Here is a 17,375-nt window from a genome sequence, read left to right as displayed (position 1 = left end):
GAGTGTGATGCAGCCTTTCAGCTTTGCCACCACTGCGCAGATCCTCTGCGAAGCCGGCGCGGTGCAGCGCCTTGCAGGTCTGTGCCGTGAGCGCGGGGCCAAGCGTGTTTTGATCGTCAGTGACCCGGGTATCGCCCGCCTTGGCATGCTTGATGACCTGCTGCCGGGGTTCACGGCAGCCAAGGTCGGCGTGGCGATCTTCAGTGAGGTTACGGCCGACCCTAGCGAAGCATGCGTGCTGGCGGCCGTCCAGCGCGCCCGGCATATTGGTGCCGACCTGGTGGTAGGGTTCGGCGGCGGCAGTTCGATGGATGTGGCCAAGCTGGTTGCACTGCTGGCCCACCGCGACTGTTCACAGCCGATCGCCGAGCTGTATGGCATTGACAAGGCCAAGGGCCGCCGGCTTCCGTTGATCCAGGTGCCCACCACGGCAGGTACCGGTTCGGAGGTGACACCGATCGCCATCGTCACCACCGGTGCTACCACCAAAATGGGCATTGTTTCGCCGCTGCTGTTGCCGGACCTGGCAGTGCTCGACGCCGTCTGTACCCTCGGCCTGCCATCGGCGGTCACTGCTGCTACCGGTATCGACGCCATGGTGCATGCCATCGAAGCCTATACCAGCCGCCTCAAACGTAACCCGCTGTCCAGCCTGCTGGCCCGTGAGGCGCTGCGGCTGCTGGCGGATAACCTTGACCAGGCTGTGCACAACGGCGGCAACCTGCAGGCCCGCCAGGCCATGCTGCTGGGGGCATGCCTGGCCGGCCAGGCCTTTGCCAATGCACCGGTGGCGGCGGTGCATGCCCTGGCCTATCCGCTGGGTGGGCATTTTCATATTCCCCATGGCCTGGCCAACGCGCTGGTGTTGCCGCATGTGCTGCGCTTCAACCTGCCGGTGGCGGCAGTGGACTACGCCGAGCTGGCCGTGCCGCTGCTGGGGGCCCGTTTGCAGCCGGGCGATCAGCGCCAGCAGGCAGAACAATTCGTGGCCGAGCTGGCTGCGCTAAGTAGCCGCTGCGGGTTACCTGACCGCCTGCGCGACGCTGATGTACCGGGTCATCGGCTTGGCCAGCTGGCCGAAGACGCGATGCAACAGCAACGCCTTTTGGTCAATAACCCGCGTGAAGTCACCCAGGCCGATGCGCTGGCCATCTATGAGGCAGCCTACTGATGAACCACCTCCGGCGACGTGAACACTATCGGCACTACACGCCCATAACCACTCGGTGGCACGACAACGATGTCTATGGCCACGTGAACAACGTGGTCTATTACAGCTTTTTCGACAGCGCCGTGAACCGCCTGCTGGTGCAGGAGGGTGGGTTGGATATCGACCAGGGGAGGGTGATCGCGCTGGTGGTCAGCTCCGCCTGCGACTACCAGGCGCCGGTGGCCTTCCCGCATGACATCGAAGTGGGCCTTGCGGTGAGCCGGTTGGGTAACACCTCAGTGCACTATCAGTTGGCGGTGTTCCTCGCCGGCCAGCCACTGGCCTGTGCCACCGGCCGCTTCGTCCATGTATTCGTCGACCGCGAAGGGCGGCGTCCGGTACCGGTGCCTGACTGCCTGCGGCATGTGTTGAGCGAACTGCAGCCCCTATCCCCTGAGGAACAGCCATCATGAAAGATGCCGTGATCGTCGCCACTGCTCGCACCCCTATCGGCAAAGCCATGCGTGGCGCCTTCAACGACCTGAAAACCCCCAGCATGACGGCTGTCGCTATCCGCGCCGCAGTAGAACGTGCTGGCATCGAACCGGCGCAGGTCGATGACCTGGTGCTGGGGACTGCCATGCAGAGCGGCACTGCCGCGATCAACCCGGGGCGGCTGTCGGCGCTGGCCGCCGGCCTGCCCCAATCGGTCAGCGGTCAGACCGTCGACCGCCAGTGCGCTTCAGGCCTGATGGCCATTGCCACGGCGGCGAAGCAGATAATGGTTGATGGCATGCAGGTGACCATTGGCGCAGGCCAGGAGCAGATCAGCCTGGTGCAGCAGGTGCACAACCAGCTGGCCAGTGAGGCTTACGACCCCGCAGTGCTGCGCCTGAGCGAGCACGCCTACATGCCGATGTTGCAAACGGCCGAACGGGTGGCCCGGCGTTATGGCATAAGCCGCGAAGCGCAGGATGCCTACGCCCTGCAGTCTCAGCAGCGCACGGCAGCGGCGCAGGCGGCAGGGCTGTTCGCCGCTGAAATCGTGCCGGTGATCGCACGCAAGAAGGTGGTGGACAAGCTGACAGGTGTTGTCAGCCATGAAGAGGTGCGCCTGACCCAGGACGAAGGGAACCGACCGGCGACGACCCTGGCCGACCTTCAGGGGCTCAAGCCCGTGGTCGAAGGCGGTTGTGTCACGGCCGGTAATGCCAGTCAGTTGTCCGATGGCGCCAGTGCCTGCGTGCTGATGGACGGTGCGCTGGCGGCGCGCTCGGGTACTGCAGCCCTGGGGCTTTACCGCGGTATCGCTGTAGCTGGCCTTGCCCCCGAGGAAATGGGCATCGGCCCGGTATTGGCGGTGCCCAAGCTACTGCGCCAGCAGGGCCTGACGGTAGACGATATCGGGCTATGGGAGCTGAACGAGGCGTTCGCCTGCCAGGTGCTGTATTGCGCCCAGCAGTTGCAGATCGACCCGGCGAAGCTGAACGTCAATGGCGGCGCCATTGCTATCGGCCACCCCTATGGCATGAGCGGCGCGCGGATGGTCGGCCATGCCTTGCTGGAGGGCAAGCGACGTAAGGTGAAGTACGTGGTCGTGACAATGTGCGTGGGCGGCGGCATGGGCGCAGCAGGCCTGTTCGAAGTGCTTTAGGCCGGTACCCAAGGCCAGCCCATGGCGCTGACCGGGACGCAGGCGCAGCCAGCGTCCACAGTGTCCCGGCCAGGGCTGGTTATGAGCCTACAGCAATCGCGTGACGCGAAGCCGGCTGCGGCAATTGGCGGAAACCTTCACTGATGGCAGCGATCAGTTCCGCGTCCTTGACGGGGCACAACCCGGGGAACGGTTTGTTGGCATGGGTAAGCACGGCTTCGACGCTTTCCTGGTTGTCGAGGTAAACCCGCCTGATTGCCTGGCTTTCCAGGTCTTTGCTGTCGCTGCCGTTCAGGGCGTGGTGAATGGCGAGCCCTGCGCCAAACGCCAGGGCCGGGGTTGCAATACCGTGCTTGCGGGCAAGGTCGATGCTGCTGAGGATGCGTTCATTGCGTTGCAGCTTGCGCAAGGGGTCGCGGCCTACCCGGGCGCACGGGTCTTTGAACGAGGTTTTGCAGCGTTCGAGGAATGCCTCGGCAAAGCGGCTGACCACCTCGGCCATCTGTGGGTATTCGGCCACCAGTGCGGGCGCGACCTCCTGGCGAATCAGGCGCTCGGCCAGTTCACTCACCCGCGCATCGCCCATGCCCTGGCCGACCCAGGCATGGCCCAGCAGGCTGGCGTACCAGGCCACGATGGCGTGCGGGCCGTTCCACAGGCGGTTCTTGATGATCTGGATCTGGGCAATGTCTGGCACTGTCTTCACCTGGCGCAGGCGTTCGAGCAAATCGCTGCCGCGCTCGGCGTAAAGCGGCATGTCGGCTTCGCTGTTGAACAGCACCAGATGCAGCTGGCTCATGGCGCTGCTGGGCTGCGCAAAGGGCCTGAAGTGGCCGATCAGCCGTTCGTACTCTGGTAGCGGCGCTGAAGGTTTGCGCGTGCTTGCAGGCTCGTCTTCCAGGCTGTTCTGGAACATCTGCGACTTGATGCGCAGTTGCCGTACCAGTGCGTCATTGCCCAGTTTGGACACGATGCGGCTGACCACCGTTTCGGCGAAATGGGTCTTTTGCATAACCTGCTCGCTGATCGCAGGCGGGCACAGTAACGCCAGCTCGGCTTGCACGTGACGACGCACGAACGCCGCACCGCCAACCTTGTTCAGCACGATCAGCAGAGTCAGCTCGCGGCCTCGGCGCTCGAAGCGTTGCAGCAGGCCTTGGGCGATCACCCTGGCCTGGCTTCTGATGGCCTGCTCGGGCAGGCTCAGGCCGATGATTTCGGCAGTGGTGTACATGCTGATGACCGCGTCGTCATCGTCCATGTCGATCATGCGCACGTTGTCGATGGTCTGGTCGAACGACGTGGCGCCGTAGCGTACGCTGTAGCGGCCAAAGGCGCTGACGCTTTCGCGCAGCATGCGTGAGCGGGTTGCGGCAATGATTTCACGCGGTCGGGTGTAGCCGTCCCAATGGGAAAATACCTGTGTCAGGTAACCGCCGCCGATGGCGCCGAAACCATGAATGCCCACGCTGAACTGGTTCATCGAGGCCGGGAACGGCTCACTCAATGCAGGCATGCCCAGGTCGGGTACGCACTCGCTCAGGTCGGCGAGAAATTCATGCATGCTGCGGTAGGCTTTGAGCGCGCCCGCCTTGATTTCCGGCGCAGGCGGCTTGATGTCCTCGATCAGGATCGCCTGCCCTTCGGCGCGCATCGCCGACAGCATGCCGTTTTCCGAGTCCTCGACCATGAAGCACTGGTCTGGCTCGCAATTGAGCGCGCGGGCGGCTTTCAGGAAAATCTCGGGGTGTGGTTTGCCTTGGCTGACTTCATCGCCACAAACGGTGATGTCGAAGTACTTCAGCACGTTGGCGTTGATCAGGTATTCCTCGGCGATGGCACGGCGGCTGGAGGTGGCCACCGCCATGGTCAGGCCCGACTTGCGCAGGCGCTCCAGCACCTCCAGCAGGCCGGCCTTGATCGGTACGCCGTGATTGCGCACGTACTCCAGTTCAAGTTCATCGGCGCGTTGGCGGATTTCGGCGTACGGGAAGTCGTCGCCGTTATGCGCCTTGGCAAGGGCCTCGGCCTTCTTTGCGCTCAGGCCCAGCGAGCCAATCAGGGTGTGCTCGCTCAGCGCTTTGCCGAAGATTTCCAGAGACGCTTGTTTGAGTGTCTTGAAGCGCAGGCGCTCGGTGTCGAAGAGGGTGCCATCCATGTCGAAGATGGCGCTGAAAATGTGTTTACCGTGAAAGAAAAGCATTGGCTGTTGCCCCTTGTCGTTGCGTCAGGCACTCCGCCTGCAACAGGCGAGTACGGTGTGTGAGCTGCAGAGGAGGCAGTCAGGTCGGGGGCACACGTTTGACAGCGGGACGCTCAGGGGTGACACAGAGGTAAGGCGGGGCGGAGCGGGGGGTGCAGAGAAGGTTGGCAACCTTCGAGGCGAGGCGGGTGGCGCGTTTGGCCTTGAGGTCACGCCCACTGGCTGCGGTCGGTTTCGCAGGCAGTGGGCGCAAATAGCGATGGATACGTGTGATTCCAAGCATGAGGTGCTTTGCTTCCTTTTCGTCATGGGTGATCCCTTTTTAGCCTTGCACGTATGCGCAACCCGATGCAAGGACAAGGCTGTCGTTACCGAGCCGAGCAATGACTCGAGCTGTCAGCAAGGCTCCCCCATGACCTTGCCGTTCCTGCGTACAATGCGGGCAAGGCAGGGGCATCGAGAGGTCAATGTGGAGTTACGCCAGTTTCGCTACTTTTTAAGTGTGTTGGAGCACGGCAGCCTTGGCAGGGCCGCGCTCGAGCTTGGCGTGGGCGCCTCCGCCCTGAGTCAGCAACTGTCGAAGCTGGAAAACGAGCTCAGCACCCGGCTGTTGACGCGCTCGAGTACCGGCGTCGTCCCGACGGCGGCTGGTCTGGCGTTCGAGTACCATGCCCGGCTGGCGCTGCGTCAGGCCGAACACGCCATGCTTGCCGCGCAGAGTGGACGCATGAGCGGGTATGTAAGTGTCGGCCTTGCCCCGACTACGGCATCGGTCCTGGGCCTTGCCCTTATCGACCGCATGCGCCAGCGCTATCCGGACATCCACTTGCACCTGGTGGAAATGCTGTCGGGCTATCTGGTCAGTCAGCTTAACGCCCGGCACCTGGACCTGGCTGTGTTGTTCCAGCCCGACGCGGGGGCGCGCCTGGATGTGCGTCCGCTTTTGCAGGAACGGCTGTTCGCGCTGGTTCCGCTGGCATTGGTGCAAAGTGGCTGGGGCGAATCGCTGACGTTGCAGCAGATCGCGACGTTGCCGCTGGTGATGCCGAGCAGTCAGCATGGCTTGCGCGCCACGTTACAGGCAATCCTGGCCAGGGCGGGGCTGGAAGCCAACATCGTCATGGAGGTCGATGGCCTGTCATTGCTCTTGGATTGCGTAGCGGCGGGCCACGCCGCCACCCTGCAGCCCGGTGCGGCAGTAGCCCGGGCAACGCAAGCAGGCATGCGCGTATTCGCCATCGACGATGCCCAGGCGCAGCGCCGCAATCTGGTGGTGAGCCTGAGTGAGGATGAGCTTTCGCCTGCTGCGCTTGCGACCCGGGTCGTGTTGCATGAGGTCGCGCGCGAGCGGGCTGCCTGCGGCCAATGGCCCGGGGCGCGCCTGCTCTGAGGCCGCCTGGGCGCCATCAGCCTTTAGAAAAACTGAACACCTACCTTCGGTAATCGCGTTTCGTCACCTGCCAGGTCTCACTAGAGTCCGTGGTCCGCGAGGAGCACCCCGAACGTTCTGGCTCCTCGAGACCTGGAGGCAAAATGATCGATGTGCTTGTCATTGGCGGCGGGAATGCTGCCCTTTGCTCGGCGCTGATGGCCCGCGAGGCGGGGGCCAGTGTGCTGCTGCTGGAGGCCGCGCCGCGTGAATGGCGTGGTGGCAACTCTCAACACACTCGCAACCTGCGATGCATGCACGATGCGCCGCAGGATGTACTGGTTGACGCGTACCCGGAAGAGGAATTCTGGCAAGACCTGCTCAAGGTCACGGGCGGGCAAACCGACGAGAAACTGGCGCGGCTGGTGATCAGGGCTTCGGCCAATTGCCGGGACTGGATGCGGCACCATGGCGTGCATTTTCAGCCGTCGCTCTCTGGCGCGTTGCACACGGCGCGCACCAACGCCTTTTTCATGGGCGGTGGCAAGGCACTGGTCAATGCCTATTTCCGTAGTGCCGAGCGGTTGGGTGTTGAGGTTCGCTATGACACGCCAGTGTGCGATATCGAGCTGGACGGCGACCGTTTCGTTGCGGCCCATGTACCGGCGCGTGATGTCGCAGGGCGCCGCTTGCCGGCCGAACGCATCCAGGCGCGAGCCTGTGTGCTGGCGGCTGGAGGCTTCGAGTCGAACAGAAGCTGGTTGCGCGAGGCGTGGGGGCAGAACGAACGCGGTGAGTGGCCAGCGGACAATTTTCTGGTCCGTGGCACCCGCTTCAACGACGGTGTACTGCTGCGACGGATGATCGATCTGGGGGCCGATACTATCGGTGACCCGACCCAGGCGCACATGGTAGCCATAGACGCCCGCGCGCCCTTGTACGACGGCGGTATCTGCACGCGTATCGATTGCGTTTCGCTGGGTGTGGTGGTCAACCGTGAAGGCTTGCGCTTCTATGATGAAGGGGAGGACTTCTGGCCCAAGCGCTATGCGATCTGGGGCAGGTTGGTAGCCCATCAGCCGGGGCAGGTGGGGTTCTCCATCATCGACCAGAAAGCGTTGGGGCGGTTCATGCCGCCGGTTTTCGGGGGTATCACGGCCAATACCCTGGAAGAACTGGCGCAGCTTCTGGGCCTTCCGGTAGCGACCTTCCTTGACACGGTTCACGCCTACAACCGGGCGTGTCAGGCGGGCAGCTTCGATCATACCCGGCTGGACAACTGCCACACGCAAGGCGTGACACCGGTCAAGAGCCACTGGGCACGACCGATCGATACGCCACCATTCTATGGCTATCCGTTGCGTCCAGGGGTGACTTTCACCTACCTGGGGCTACGCACGGATGAGACCGCTGCCGTTCATTTCGCTGGCCGGCGCAGCCCGAACCTGTTCGTTGCGGGCGAAATGATGGCGGGCAACGTGCTGGGCAAGGGCTACACCGCTGGCGTCGGCATGTCCATAGGCACCGCCTTCGGCCGTATCGCCGGCACCCATTCCGCGGCTGCTGCTGCACGTATTTCATCCCCAAACGAGGCCTGTCATGACCGCGCAATTGCCTGAACCCCACACGTATGACCCGGCGGGCCGGGCCGAACTGATTCCGGTATTGAACATGGATGAAACGGAAGTCGACCGGCAGATGCGCATCTGCAATGCCTGTCGCTACTGCGAAGGCTTCTGCGCCGTGTTTCCGGCCATGACCCGAAGGCTGACATTTGCCAAGGCGGATATCCATTACCTGGCCAACCTGTGCCATAACTGCGGCGCCTGCTTGCATGCCTGCCAGTATGCCGCGCCTCATGAGTTTGCTGTCAACGTGCCTCAGGCCATGGCCAAGGTCCGTGGCCAGACGTACGCTGACTATGCCTGGCCGGCCGCGTTCGGCCGTCTTTACCGGCACAATGGCACCTATGTGGTCACTGCGCTGGCGATTGCCTTGTCGCTGTTCTTGCTACTGGCCTTGCAGGTCAACGGAACCCTGTTGCCTGGTCGCCTGGGCGGCGACTTCTATGCGGTTTTTCCACACAACATGCTGGCGCTGTTGTTCGGCAGTGTCTTTTGCCTGAGCGGTGTCGCGCTGGCGGTGGCGATAAGGCGGTTCTGGCGCAGCATTTCGCCGGCCGAACCTCAGGCTCCGCCTGTTGACGGGGCAATCCTTGAAGCTTCAACAGCTGTGCTGACCTTGAAGTACCTCGACGGAGGGCATGGCCAGGGCTGTAACAACGAGGATGATCGCTACACCCTGTGGCGGCGCCGTTTCCACCACTTGACCTTCTACGGATTCTTGCTGTGCTTCGCGGCTACCTTGGTCGCCACGGCATATCACTACGTACTCGACCTTCAGGCGCCTTACCCCGTGCTGAGCCTGCCTGTGCTGCTGGGCACGGTCGGGGGGATCGGCCTGGTCATTGGCCCCGCCGGGCTGCTTGTGCTGAACCTGCGCCGAGCGCCGGAACAGGGCGACCCCAGGCAGCGGCCAATGGACAGGGCCTTCATCCTGCTCCTGCTGTTGATCAGTCTCTCCGGGCTCGCCCTGTTGGGCCTGAGGGATACCGGGGCCATGGCGGTGCTGTTGGCCGTTCACCTGGGCACGGTCATGGCGCTGTTCATCACGTTGCCTTACGGCAAGTTCGCCCACGGCCTGTTCCGCAGCGCAGCGCTGCTGAAGTTCGCGCTTGAAAAGCGCCGCCCCGACACACTCGGCCTGGGCAGCGACTGATTGATGGGCGCGGCAGCAGCACAGGGTGGATGTCGGCGGTCTGACGGGCACGCCCAGTCAACGATTGGGCCATTTCTCCAGCAGGATCGACACGAATTTTTCAGCTGCAGGCGAAAGCGAGGCGCCGCGTCGGTAAACCAGGCCGAGTGTTCGGGTGACCTGGGGTTCGATCAACGGAACACTGACCAGGGTCGGATGGTCGGCGTTGGGCATGGCCAGGCTGGGCATGGCCGATACCCCCAGGCCGGCCTCCACCATGCCGAGCGAGGTCGAGAGGTGTTGTACCTCGTAAAACCACTTGGGGCGCAAGTTGAGCCCGGATAGCGCGTGGTCGAGCAGCATGCGATTGCCGCTCAGTCGGCCTACGCCGATCAGGCGGTAATCGGCAAGCTCGGTCCAGGTGACGGCGTCACGGCCTGCCAGTTTGTGGTCGCGCCGGCAGGCCAGGACGAAGTGTTCCTGCACCAGCGAGACGAACTCGATGTCCGGGTGTTGCCCGCTCATCATGTTGATGCCGAAGTCAGCCTCACCCCGCAGCACCGCTTCAAGCCCGTCGTTGGCGCTTAGATCGAGCAGGCGAATACGGATTTTCGGGTACTGCTCGTTGTAGTCGCGGATCACCGACGGCAGGAAGTAGAACGCTGCCGTGGGGATGCAGGCAAGGGTGACCTGGCCGGTTTGTCGTTCTGCCAGTTCGCGGATGCTGAGAATGGAGTCTTCGAAGTCGTCCAGTAACCGTCTGGCTTTGGGCAAAAAGTCGCGCCCGACGCTGGTCAGGCTGACGCGACGGGTGGTGCGCTCGAGCAAGGAGGTACCTAGGCCTTCCTCCAGCTTCTTTATGCGCCGGCTTAGCGCTGGCTGGGAGAGATGCAGTGCTTCGGCAGCTTCGTGGAAGCTGCCGAGTTCGGCGATTTTCACGAAAGATCGGATGTCTTGAAGCTCATATTCCATATAAAAGCCTTGGCCCGTTCAAAGAGGAATTATTTTGTGAAAGGCAATAATCGCTACGATATTTGCATTGGATTGATTTATCCATCCCTGTCACTCTTTTGCCCACAGCATCAATGATGTCCATTGATCAACAAGAGTGCGAAATCATGCAACGAATTCCTTGCGTACTCATGCGCGGCGGTACCTCCAAAGGGCCGTTCTTTCACGCCTGGGACCTGCCTGCCAATGTGGTCGAGCGCGACGAGTTGCTGATCAACCTCATGGGCTCTGGCCATGAGCTGGAAATCGACGGTATCGGTGGCGGCAGCCCGCAGACCAGCAAGGTGGCAATCATCAGCCCGTCACTGCACGCCGACGCTGACGTCGACTACCTGTTCGTGCAGGTCATGGTCGCACAGCGCCGGGTCGATACGGCCCCCAACTGCGGCAACATGCTGTGTGCTGTTGGGCCATTCGCCATCGAACAGGGGTTGGTAAAAGGCCAGGAAGGCAAGACCTTGGTGCGCATTCGCAACCTGAACACCGGCACTTTCGTCAATTCGCTGGTCGAAACGCCCGGCGGGATCGTGCGCTACGAAGGCCGCACGGCGATCGATGGGGTTCCGGGCACTGCCGCCCCGGTGCACCTGACCTTCCTCGACGCGGTCGGCAGCAAGACCGGCAAGCTGTTCCCCACGGGCAAGGCCCAGGACGTGATTGATGGCGTGCCGGTGACCTGCATCGACATGGCCATGCCGATGATGGTGGTAGAGGCTAGCCAATTGGGGGTCAGTGGCTCGGAAACCCCTGCTCAGCTGGACGCCGACAGCGCGCTGCTCAAACGCCTGGAAGCGTTGCGGCTGAAGGCCGGAAAGGCCATGGGCCTGGGCGATGTCAGTGGCATGGTCATCCCCAAGCCAGTGCTGGTGTCCAAGCCGCGCTACGACGGCACGCTGCAGGTTCGCTATTTCATGCCGCACAACTGCCATCGTGCCTTGGCGATCACTGGCGCGGTGGGGCTGGCGACTGCCTGCGTCAGCCCTGGCACCGTGATTGCCGACCTGTTGGGCGAAGGTGCACAGCAACTGGCCGAGGTCCGCCTGGAGCATCCAAGTGGCGGCATCGATGTTGCGCTGACGCGCAGCGGTGCCGATGGCAAGACGATCCAGGCTTCGGTGGTGCGAACCGCCCGGCGGCTCTTCTCAGGGTTCGTCTACGCCCCTACATTCCGCAGGTTGGCCGGGTAGCTCCAGGCGCTGATCCAGACCTGCACATTCGTAACAAGCGCATCCGCACAATTTCAACAATGGGTGATGCCTCATGAGACTCGCCAAATCGCTGTATTTCCAGATTCTCTGCGCCGTCCTGCTGGGCGTGGTGGTCGGACACTTCTGGGCGCAACAGGCCGTGGCCCTCAAGCCGCTGGGTGATGCGTTCATCAAACTGATCAAGATGATGATCGCGCCGGTGGTGTTCTGCACCATCGTCACCGGCATCGCCGGCATGACTGACAAACGTTCCCTGGGACGCTTGATGAGCAAGACCCTGCTGCTGTTCCTGGGCCTGACGATGGTCAGCCTGGTGATCGGACTGGCAGCGGTCTATCTGTTCAAGCCAGGTGTCGGCATGAACATCGATCCCGCTACCCTGAGTACGGCGGGCCTGAGCCAGTACACCGCCTCGGCTGCCAAGCTGAGCGTGGTGGACTTCTTCATGCACATCATCCCGGACACCTTCATCGGTGCCTTCAACAAGGGTGAGGTCTTGCCGGTCCTGTTCATCGCCGTACTCAGCGGTTTCGCCCTCTCGTCGATGGGCGAAAAGGGCAAGCCGGTACTGGACGTGCTGGAGTCGGCTTCGACCATGGTGTTCCGCATCTTCGGCTACCTGATGCGCTTTGCCCCGGTCGGCGCTTTCGGCGCACTGGCATTCACCGTTGGCCAGTACGGCATTACGTCCCTTGGCTCGCTGGCCAAGCTGGTGGGGACGTTGTACATCGCCTGCGCGTTCTTCGTGCTGGTGGTGCTCGGTGGCATCTGCCGGGCCCATGGCTTCAGCCTGTGGAAGCTGCTGCGCTATTTCCGCGAAGAGTTCCTTGTGGTGCTGGGGACTTCTTCAACCGAGCCGGTGCTGCCGCGAATGCTCGAGAAACTCGAGAAGCTTGGGTGCAAAAAAGGCGTGGTTGGCCTGGTGCTGCCCACTGGCTACTCGTTCAACCTGGACGGTACTGCCATCTATCTGTCGTTGGCAGCCGTGTTCATCGCGCAGGCCTGCAACATCGACCTGAGCCTGGGCCAGGTGGTCACCATGCTGGCGATCATGCTGCTGTCCTCCAAGGGCGCGGCAGGCGTTACCGGCAGCGGTTTCGTGGCCTTGGCCTCGACTCTTACTGTGATCCACGACATTCCCCTGGCCGGCCTGGCCCTGTTGATCGGGGTCGACCGCTTCATGTCGGAGGCCCGTGCGCTGACGAGTCTTGCCAGCAATGCAGTGGCTACGGTGGTGGTTTCGCTGTCGGAAAATGCCTGTGACCGCCAGACACTGCACAGCCGCCTGAACGGCGAGCCGGTGGTCAGCCCCGTCGCTGAAACAGCCGACTGGGTCGCCGAACCGCGCCGCCACGGCTGAGCCCCGACACCCTCTAGCTTTTCACAGGCCCCCATCAGGCGTTGCCGGGTGGGGGTCAGGGGGCCGTCTGCGCTGCAGGTGGCCACATAGACAATAAAAACAAGAGAACAAACCATGCTCGCACTTCTGGGCCTGATCATGGTGGTGACCTTCACCTACCTGATCATGAGTAAACGCCTGTCCCCGATCGTCGCGCTGACCATCGTGCCGATTGTTTTCGCCCTTATTGGCGGTTTCGCGCCAGACCTGGGCAAGATGATGCTCGATGGGCTGAAAATGGTCGCACCGTCTGCCGCGCTGCTGCTGTTCGCCATCCTGTTCTTCGGCCTGATGATCGACGCCGGCCTGTTCGACCCGTTGATCCGCAAGATTCTCAAGCGGGTGAATGGCGACCCGATAAAGATCGCTATCGGCACCGCCCTGCTGTCGCTGCTGGTTGCGCTGGACGGTGATGGCACCACGACTTACATGATTACCTGTGCCGCCATGCTGCCGCTTTACAAGCGCATCGGCATGAACCCGATGATCCTGGCTACCGTATCGATGCTGTCATTGAGCATCATGAGCGGCATGAGCCCGTGGGGCGGCCCCGCCACCCGCGCCATTGCCGCGCTTGGTCTGGATGCGACCGAGTACTTCATTCCGATGTTGCCCACCGTCATCGGCGGGGCGGTGTGGGTCGTATTCACCGCTTATCTGCTTGGCCGTGCAGAGCGTCGGCGTATCGGCAATATTGCCCTGGAGTCTGGTGGAGGCAACTGCTACATCAAGGAAATCCTTGGCGACAACCCGCACAAGCGCCCGCGCCTGGCCTATGTGAACCTAGTGTTGGTGATTGTCGTCATGACTGCGCTGGTGCTGGGGCTGATGCACGCAGCCGTCCTGTTCATGATCGGTTTCGTCGCCGCGCTGATGATCAACTACCCGCAGCTGAATGTGCAGAAAGAACGCATTCTCGCCCATTCGGGTAACGCCATGACCGTGGTGCTGCTGGTATTCGCCGCAGGCATATTTGCCGGTATTTTCTCGGGCACCAAGATGGTTGACGCACTGGCGCAGACCCTGGTGGACTGGATTCCGGCAGCCTGGAGCCACTGGTTCCCGTTGGTGGTGGCGCTGACCAGCATGCCGCTGACTTTCGTGCTGTCCAACGACGCCTACTACTTCGGCGTTGTGCCGATCCTGGCGAACGCCGCTGCCGCGTATGGTATCGACCCGGTGGAAATTGCCCGCGCCTCGGTGCTGGGGCAGCCTGTGCACCTGATGAGCCCGCTGGTGGCCTCCACCTTGCTGCTGGTGGGCATGGTCGACCGGGATATCGGCGACTTCCAGAAGGCCACGGTGAAATGGGCCGTGCTCACCTCGCTGGTGATCACAGCACTGGCGTTGCTCACGGGTGCCTTGTCCTTCTTCGTTTAGGCATTATCGGGCGCCGCCAGGCGCCCCGACCTCCGCTCACTCCGAAAACAACAATAGAGTACCGATCATGTCCCGAGTTGTGTTCCGTGGGGCCACCTTAGGCCTGCTTTGCGGCTGGCTGCCTGTTGCCGGCGCTTCCGGTTTTGTCGATGACAGCAAGCTCAAGCTGCAGTTGCGCAACGTGTATTTCAACGAGAATTTCCGTGACGAGCAGGGTATGAGTGCCCGCGCTGCCGCCACGGCCAAAAGCGAACGGGTGGAATGGGCTCAGGGCTTTCTGCTCGACTACCAGTCAGGTTTCACCCAAGGTACTTTGGGCGTGGGGCTCGATGCACTGGGCCTGCTGGGCGTACGCCTTGATTCCGGGCGCGGGCGCAGCGGTACCGGGCTGTTGCCGGTGCACGACGATGGCCGTGCGGCGGATGAGTTCGCCAGTGCCGGGGTCACGGCCAAAGCCCGCCTGGGCAGCACCGTGGTCAAGCACGGCACCTTGCTGCCCAAGACACCGGTGCTGGTCTACAACGATGCGCGGGTGCTGCCACAGACCTATCAGGGCACTCAGCTGACCAGCACGGATATCGACGGGCTGACCCTGACGGCCGGGCACCTTGACCGTTTCAAGCAGCGTGACTCGTCCAACAGCACTGGCATTTATCTGGATGGCTATGGGGGCGGCAAGTCGGGTGACTTCAGCTTTGCCGGTGCCGACTATGCCGTCAGCAAACAACTGCGCCTGAGTGTGTACCATGGCCAGCTGGAGCACTTCTATCGCCAGGATTTTGCCGGGCTGGTGCATGACCTGCCGCTGGCTGGCGGGGTTCTGACCACGGACCTGCGCTACTTCAAAAGCCGCGACAGCGGGGCGGCCTATGGCGGCGGCATCGACAACCAGATGTTCAGTGGCCAGGTGGCGTATGCGCATTCCGGCCATACCCTGGGGGCCGGTTATCAGGTGCTCGATGGAGATGCCGGTTTGCCGTATATCAGCGGTGCGACCGTTTATTCGTTCAGCAACGTCGGCATCGGCAAGTTCATCGAGGAGGAAGAGAAAACCTGGATGGCCAGCTACGCCTACAACTTCGCGGCCGCCGGCGTGCCGGGGCTGACCTTCATGACGCGCTACCTGAGTGGCGACAATGGCCGCTCAGGTGGCGAGGGCATCAAAGAATGGGAGCGTGACGCCGAGATTGCCTACGTGGTGCAGGGCGGGCCAATGAAAGGTCTGGGCGTGAAACTGCGCAACTATGTCTATCGTTCGGATTTCGCTCGCGGGCGCGACAGCAACCGCTTGTACCTTACCTACGATATCGCCATCTGGTGATGGCGCGGGCCGGGTCACATACCCGGCCCAGGCCTTGCTTGCGGTGCCCCGCTCAGCGGCGCAGCAGGCGAGAGACCACGAGTGTGACAGCGGCTGTGATGGCCATTGCGGCGAAAGGCTTTTCCTTGACGAATGAAGACACCGTGTCCAGCGTGTCACCATAGGACTTGGTCAACTGACCTGCGGCCTGACGCCCATCGCCTTCGGCCTCCAGCGCCGGATCTTCGACCAGTCGGCCTACAGCGCTCTGCGCCTTGCCTGCGAGGTTTTCAGCAACACCTTCGATCTGTTCACGTTTCATGATGTTTGTGTTCCTTCCTGTGAGCGACTGAGTGTCAACAACACAGGCTTAGGGCGGTGGCGCGTCGCAATGGTTCCAACGCAAGCAAGGTCGAAGACAAGCAGGCGGGCTTATCGAGCATTTTGACCGTTACGTACTGGGCAAGTCTGCAGCCTGGCGGGCCTTTTTCTCGAGTATCCGCGCCCCGGTTCCTTCCTTGGCCAGCACATCTTCGGGGTTGCGCAGCGGGCAGTCTTCAAGCGACAGGCAACCGCAGCCAATGCAGTTGTCCAGGCTGTCGCGCAGTGCCTCCAGTGTGCGAATGCGGGCATTCAGGTCTTCGCGCCAGGCCGTGGACATCTCGCTCCATTGTGCTGCCGTGAGCTTGCTGTTGGGGGCATAACGGCTGAGTGCCTGTTTGATTTCCTCAAGCGCAATACCCGTGCGCTGGGCCACCTTGATGATCGCCAGGGTACGCAGCACCAGCGAGGGATAGCGGCGCTGGTTGCCTGCTGTGCGGACGCTGGCGATCAGCCCTTTGGTTTCGTAGAAGTGCAGCGCAGACACCGCCACGCCGCTGCGCTTGGCCACTTCACCCACTGTGAGCATCCGTGTGTTGTCCGCTGCCATACGAGTCGACCTAAAGTTAAGTTGAGCTTTTATAAGCCGGCCCGGTCGGCGCCGCAACCGTTTTTCCGGGTCATCGGGGTATTGCATGAAGGCATTCGCCTTTGGCCCATCATCTTTCAGCCGTTGGGCACGCTACCCAAAGCCACGGCGCACAGTTCTCACCTCATAGCCCAACCCTTCCAGGTAGGCTTTTACGAGCGCCGTGCGCCAGTGCTCAGGCTGATAGTGGCCGGACCAGTCGTCGACAGTGAATACCCCATTCTTATAGGCGATATAACCTGCAGCGCTGACGTTGTTGCTGGCATTGAAATTCCACATTTCAGCGCCGCTGGCGTGAGTATTCAAGAGGGGGTCAGTAGAGGCGCCGAAGACGATCAGGGTGGTTTCGTCTCCTTCATTTATGAGTGTGTATTTGTAAATGAGTGATGGACTGATTTTTTGGGCGTTATTTTTGTTGTTGATGATATGGATGTCTACGATGTCCTCGCTTATTAATTTTTTGGCATTCTTGAGTTCGGTTTGAAGGTGTTTGGCTTGGTTGTTCGAAAGCAGGTGTGCCGTATTGGAGGGTTTGAATTGTTTTCTATAATTCCTGCCTATCTGAATGGCTGCCTGGAAAAATTTATTGATTGCATTTTTTCCGCTAGGGTCTTGTGCGTTGATAGGGTCGTTCAGGCAGTAGGCATAGGCATTGATGCCGCCTTTGAGGAAAGGGCTCTGGTTGTCTGGGCTGATGAATCGCATCAAGCGTGGGATGAATATTCGGTACCCATTTCCGAGTGCATAGCCTTCCAGCGCAGAAGCGTAAAATTCACCATTGAACCCCACCGCTCCGGTCAGTTCCGCTTCGGTGTTTCGAAACCCATAGGGTGTATAGTTTCCTGACTGACCTTTTGTTGGGCCCGTGGGTGTTCGAGCGGCGCCATGTTGGTCATGGGCCTGGCTTTCCGAACAGGCTGCAATGGCCGGATCGTGTTTTTTGCGTGATGTCGAAGTTTTATGCGTTGACATAT

Annotated in this window: 15 protein-coding genes; 10 read left to right on the top strand and 5 right to left on the bottom strand. The window is 61.7% G+C overall.

Annotated elements, in window-relative coordinates; translation table 11 throughout:
* The first annotated feature begins 7 nt into the window (after positions 1-7).
* The 3 genes from ACE4QZ_RS18510 to ACE4QZ_RS18500 are packed head-to-tail and all read left to right on the top strand — an operon-like array spanning position 8 to position 2,804.
* On the top strand, positions 8-1,171 hold the full coding sequence (locus ACE4QZ_RS18510; protein ID WP_021784037.1) for an iron-containing alcohol dehydrogenase: 1,164 nt from the start codon (positions 8-10) through the stop codon (positions 1,169-1,171).
* Positions 1,171-1,623 carry an acyl-CoA thioesterase gene (locus tag ACE4QZ_RS18505; RefSeq protein WP_021784036.1) on the top strand — a complete coding sequence of 151 codons (453 nt, stop codon included), beginning with the start codon at positions 1,171-1,173 and terminating at the stop codon, positions 1,621-1,623. The genes ACE4QZ_RS18510 and ACE4QZ_RS18505 overlap by 1 nt, the downstream gene beginning before the upstream one ends.
* Positions 1,620-2,804 (top strand): acetyl-CoA C-acyltransferase, encoded by a 1,185-nt coding sequence (locus ACE4QZ_RS18500; protein ID WP_021784035.1) that lies wholly within the window; start codon positions 1,620-1,622, stop codon positions 2,802-2,804. The genes ACE4QZ_RS18505 and ACE4QZ_RS18500 overlap by 4 nt, the downstream gene beginning before the upstream one ends.
* Before the next feature lie 79 nt (positions 2,805-2,883).
* Here the strand turns inward: ACE4QZ_RS18500 and mtlD are convergent, their stop codons facing one another.
* Complete coding sequence (gene mtlD / locus ACE4QZ_RS18495; protein WP_021784034.1) at positions 2,884-5,007, bottom strand: bifunctional mannitol-1-phosphate dehydrogenase/phosphatase; 2,124 nt, start codon at positions 5,005-5,007, stop codon at positions 2,884-2,886.
* Between the two features lie 469 nt (positions 5,008-5,476).
* On the opposite strand from mtlD, the gene ACE4QZ_RS18490 reads away from it, so the two are divergent.
* From ACE4QZ_RS18490 to tcuB, 3 genes are all read left to right on the top strand, one after another.
* Positions 5,477-6,397: a LysR family transcriptional regulator gene (locus tag ACE4QZ_RS18490; protein WP_410480461.1), complete on the top strand. Its 921-nt coding sequence runs from the start codon at positions 5,477-5,479 to the stop codon at positions 6,395-6,397.
* Between the two features lie 143 nt (positions 6,398-6,540).
* Positions 6,541-7,995: an FAD-dependent tricarballylate dehydrogenase TcuA gene (gene tcuA / locus ACE4QZ_RS18485; protein ID WP_021784032.1), complete on the top strand. Its 1,455-nt coding sequence runs from the start codon at positions 6,541-6,543 to the stop codon at positions 7,993-7,995.
* Positions 7,976-9,154, top strand: a complete 1,179-nt coding sequence (gene tcuB, locus ACE4QZ_RS18480) for a tricarballylate utilization 4Fe-4S protein TcuB (protein WP_021784031.1) — start codon at positions 7,976-7,978, stop codon at positions 9,152-9,154. The genes tcuA and tcuB overlap by 20 nt, the downstream gene beginning before the upstream one ends.
* Before the next feature lie 57 nt (positions 9,155-9,211).
* Here tcuB and ACE4QZ_RS18475 read toward each other — a convergent pair whose 3' ends face one another.
* Positions 9,212-10,105: a LysR family transcriptional regulator gene (locus tag ACE4QZ_RS18475; RefSeq protein WP_021784030.1), complete on the bottom strand. Its 894-nt coding sequence runs from the start codon at positions 10,103-10,105 to the stop codon at positions 9,212-9,214.
* A gap of 146 nt (positions 10,106-10,251) precedes the next feature.
* Between ACE4QZ_RS18475 and ACE4QZ_RS18470 the strand changes: the two genes are divergently transcribed.
* The 4 genes from ACE4QZ_RS18470 (at position 10,252) to ACE4QZ_RS18455 (ending at position 15,452) form a co-directional block, all read left to right on the top strand.
* Positions 10,252-11,331, top strand: coding sequence for a 4-oxalomesaconate tautomerase (locus ACE4QZ_RS18470; protein ID WP_021784029.1), 1,080 nt, complete (start codon positions 10,252-10,254; stop codon positions 11,329-11,331).
* A 73-nt stretch (positions 11,332-11,404) separates the two neighbouring features.
* Entirely contained in the window at positions 11,405-12,712 is a 1,308-nt protein-coding gene (locus ACE4QZ_RS18465; RefSeq protein WP_103443922.1) for a dicarboxylate/amino acid:cation symporter, read from the top strand.
* 114 nt (positions 12,713-12,826) lie between these two features.
* Complete coding sequence (locus ACE4QZ_RS18460; protein ID WP_021784027.1) at positions 12,827-14,131, top strand: CitMHS family transporter; 1,305 nt, start codon at positions 12,827-12,829, stop codon at positions 14,129-14,131.
* A 67-nt stretch (positions 14,132-14,198) separates the two neighbouring features.
* Positions 14,199-15,452, top strand: a complete 1,254-nt coding sequence (locus ACE4QZ_RS18455; RefSeq protein WP_021784026.1) for an OprD family porin — start codon at positions 14,199-14,201, stop codon at positions 15,450-15,452.
* Positions 15,453-15,504: 52 nt separating this feature from the next.
* On the opposite strand, the gene ACE4QZ_RS18450 is transcribed toward ACE4QZ_RS18455, so the two are convergent.
* The 3 genes from ACE4QZ_RS18450 to ACE4QZ_RS18440 form a co-directional block, all read right to left on the bottom strand.
* Positions 15,505-15,753 (bottom strand): CsbD family protein, encoded by a 249-nt coding sequence (locus tag ACE4QZ_RS18450; protein WP_021784025.1) that lies wholly within the window; start codon positions 15,751-15,753, stop codon positions 15,505-15,507.
* 129 nt (positions 15,754-15,882) lie between these two features.
* Positions 15,883-16,362 carry a redox-sensitive transcriptional activator SoxR gene (gene soxR, locus ACE4QZ_RS18445; RefSeq protein WP_028698043.1) on the bottom strand — a complete coding sequence of 160 codons (480 nt, stop codon included), beginning with the start codon at positions 16,360-16,362 and terminating at the stop codon, positions 15,883-15,885.
* Positions 16,363-16,494: 132 nt separating this feature from the next.
* Entirely contained in the window at positions 16,495-17,373 is an 879-nt protein-coding gene (locus tag ACE4QZ_RS18440) for an RHS repeat-associated core domain-containing protein (protein WP_331245220.1), read from the bottom strand.
* Between the last annotated feature and the right edge of the window lie 2 nt (positions 17,374-17,375).

The sequence above is a fragment of the Pseudomonas sp. DCA-1 genome, assembly GCF_046523955.1.
Classification (GTDB): Bacteria; Pseudomonadota; Gammaproteobacteria; order Pseudomonadales; family Pseudomonadaceae; genus Aquipseudomonas; species Aquipseudomonas putida_Y.
The sequence above is the reverse complement of the archived record's forward strand: the minus strand, read 5'-3'. Positions and strand labels throughout refer to the sequence as shown.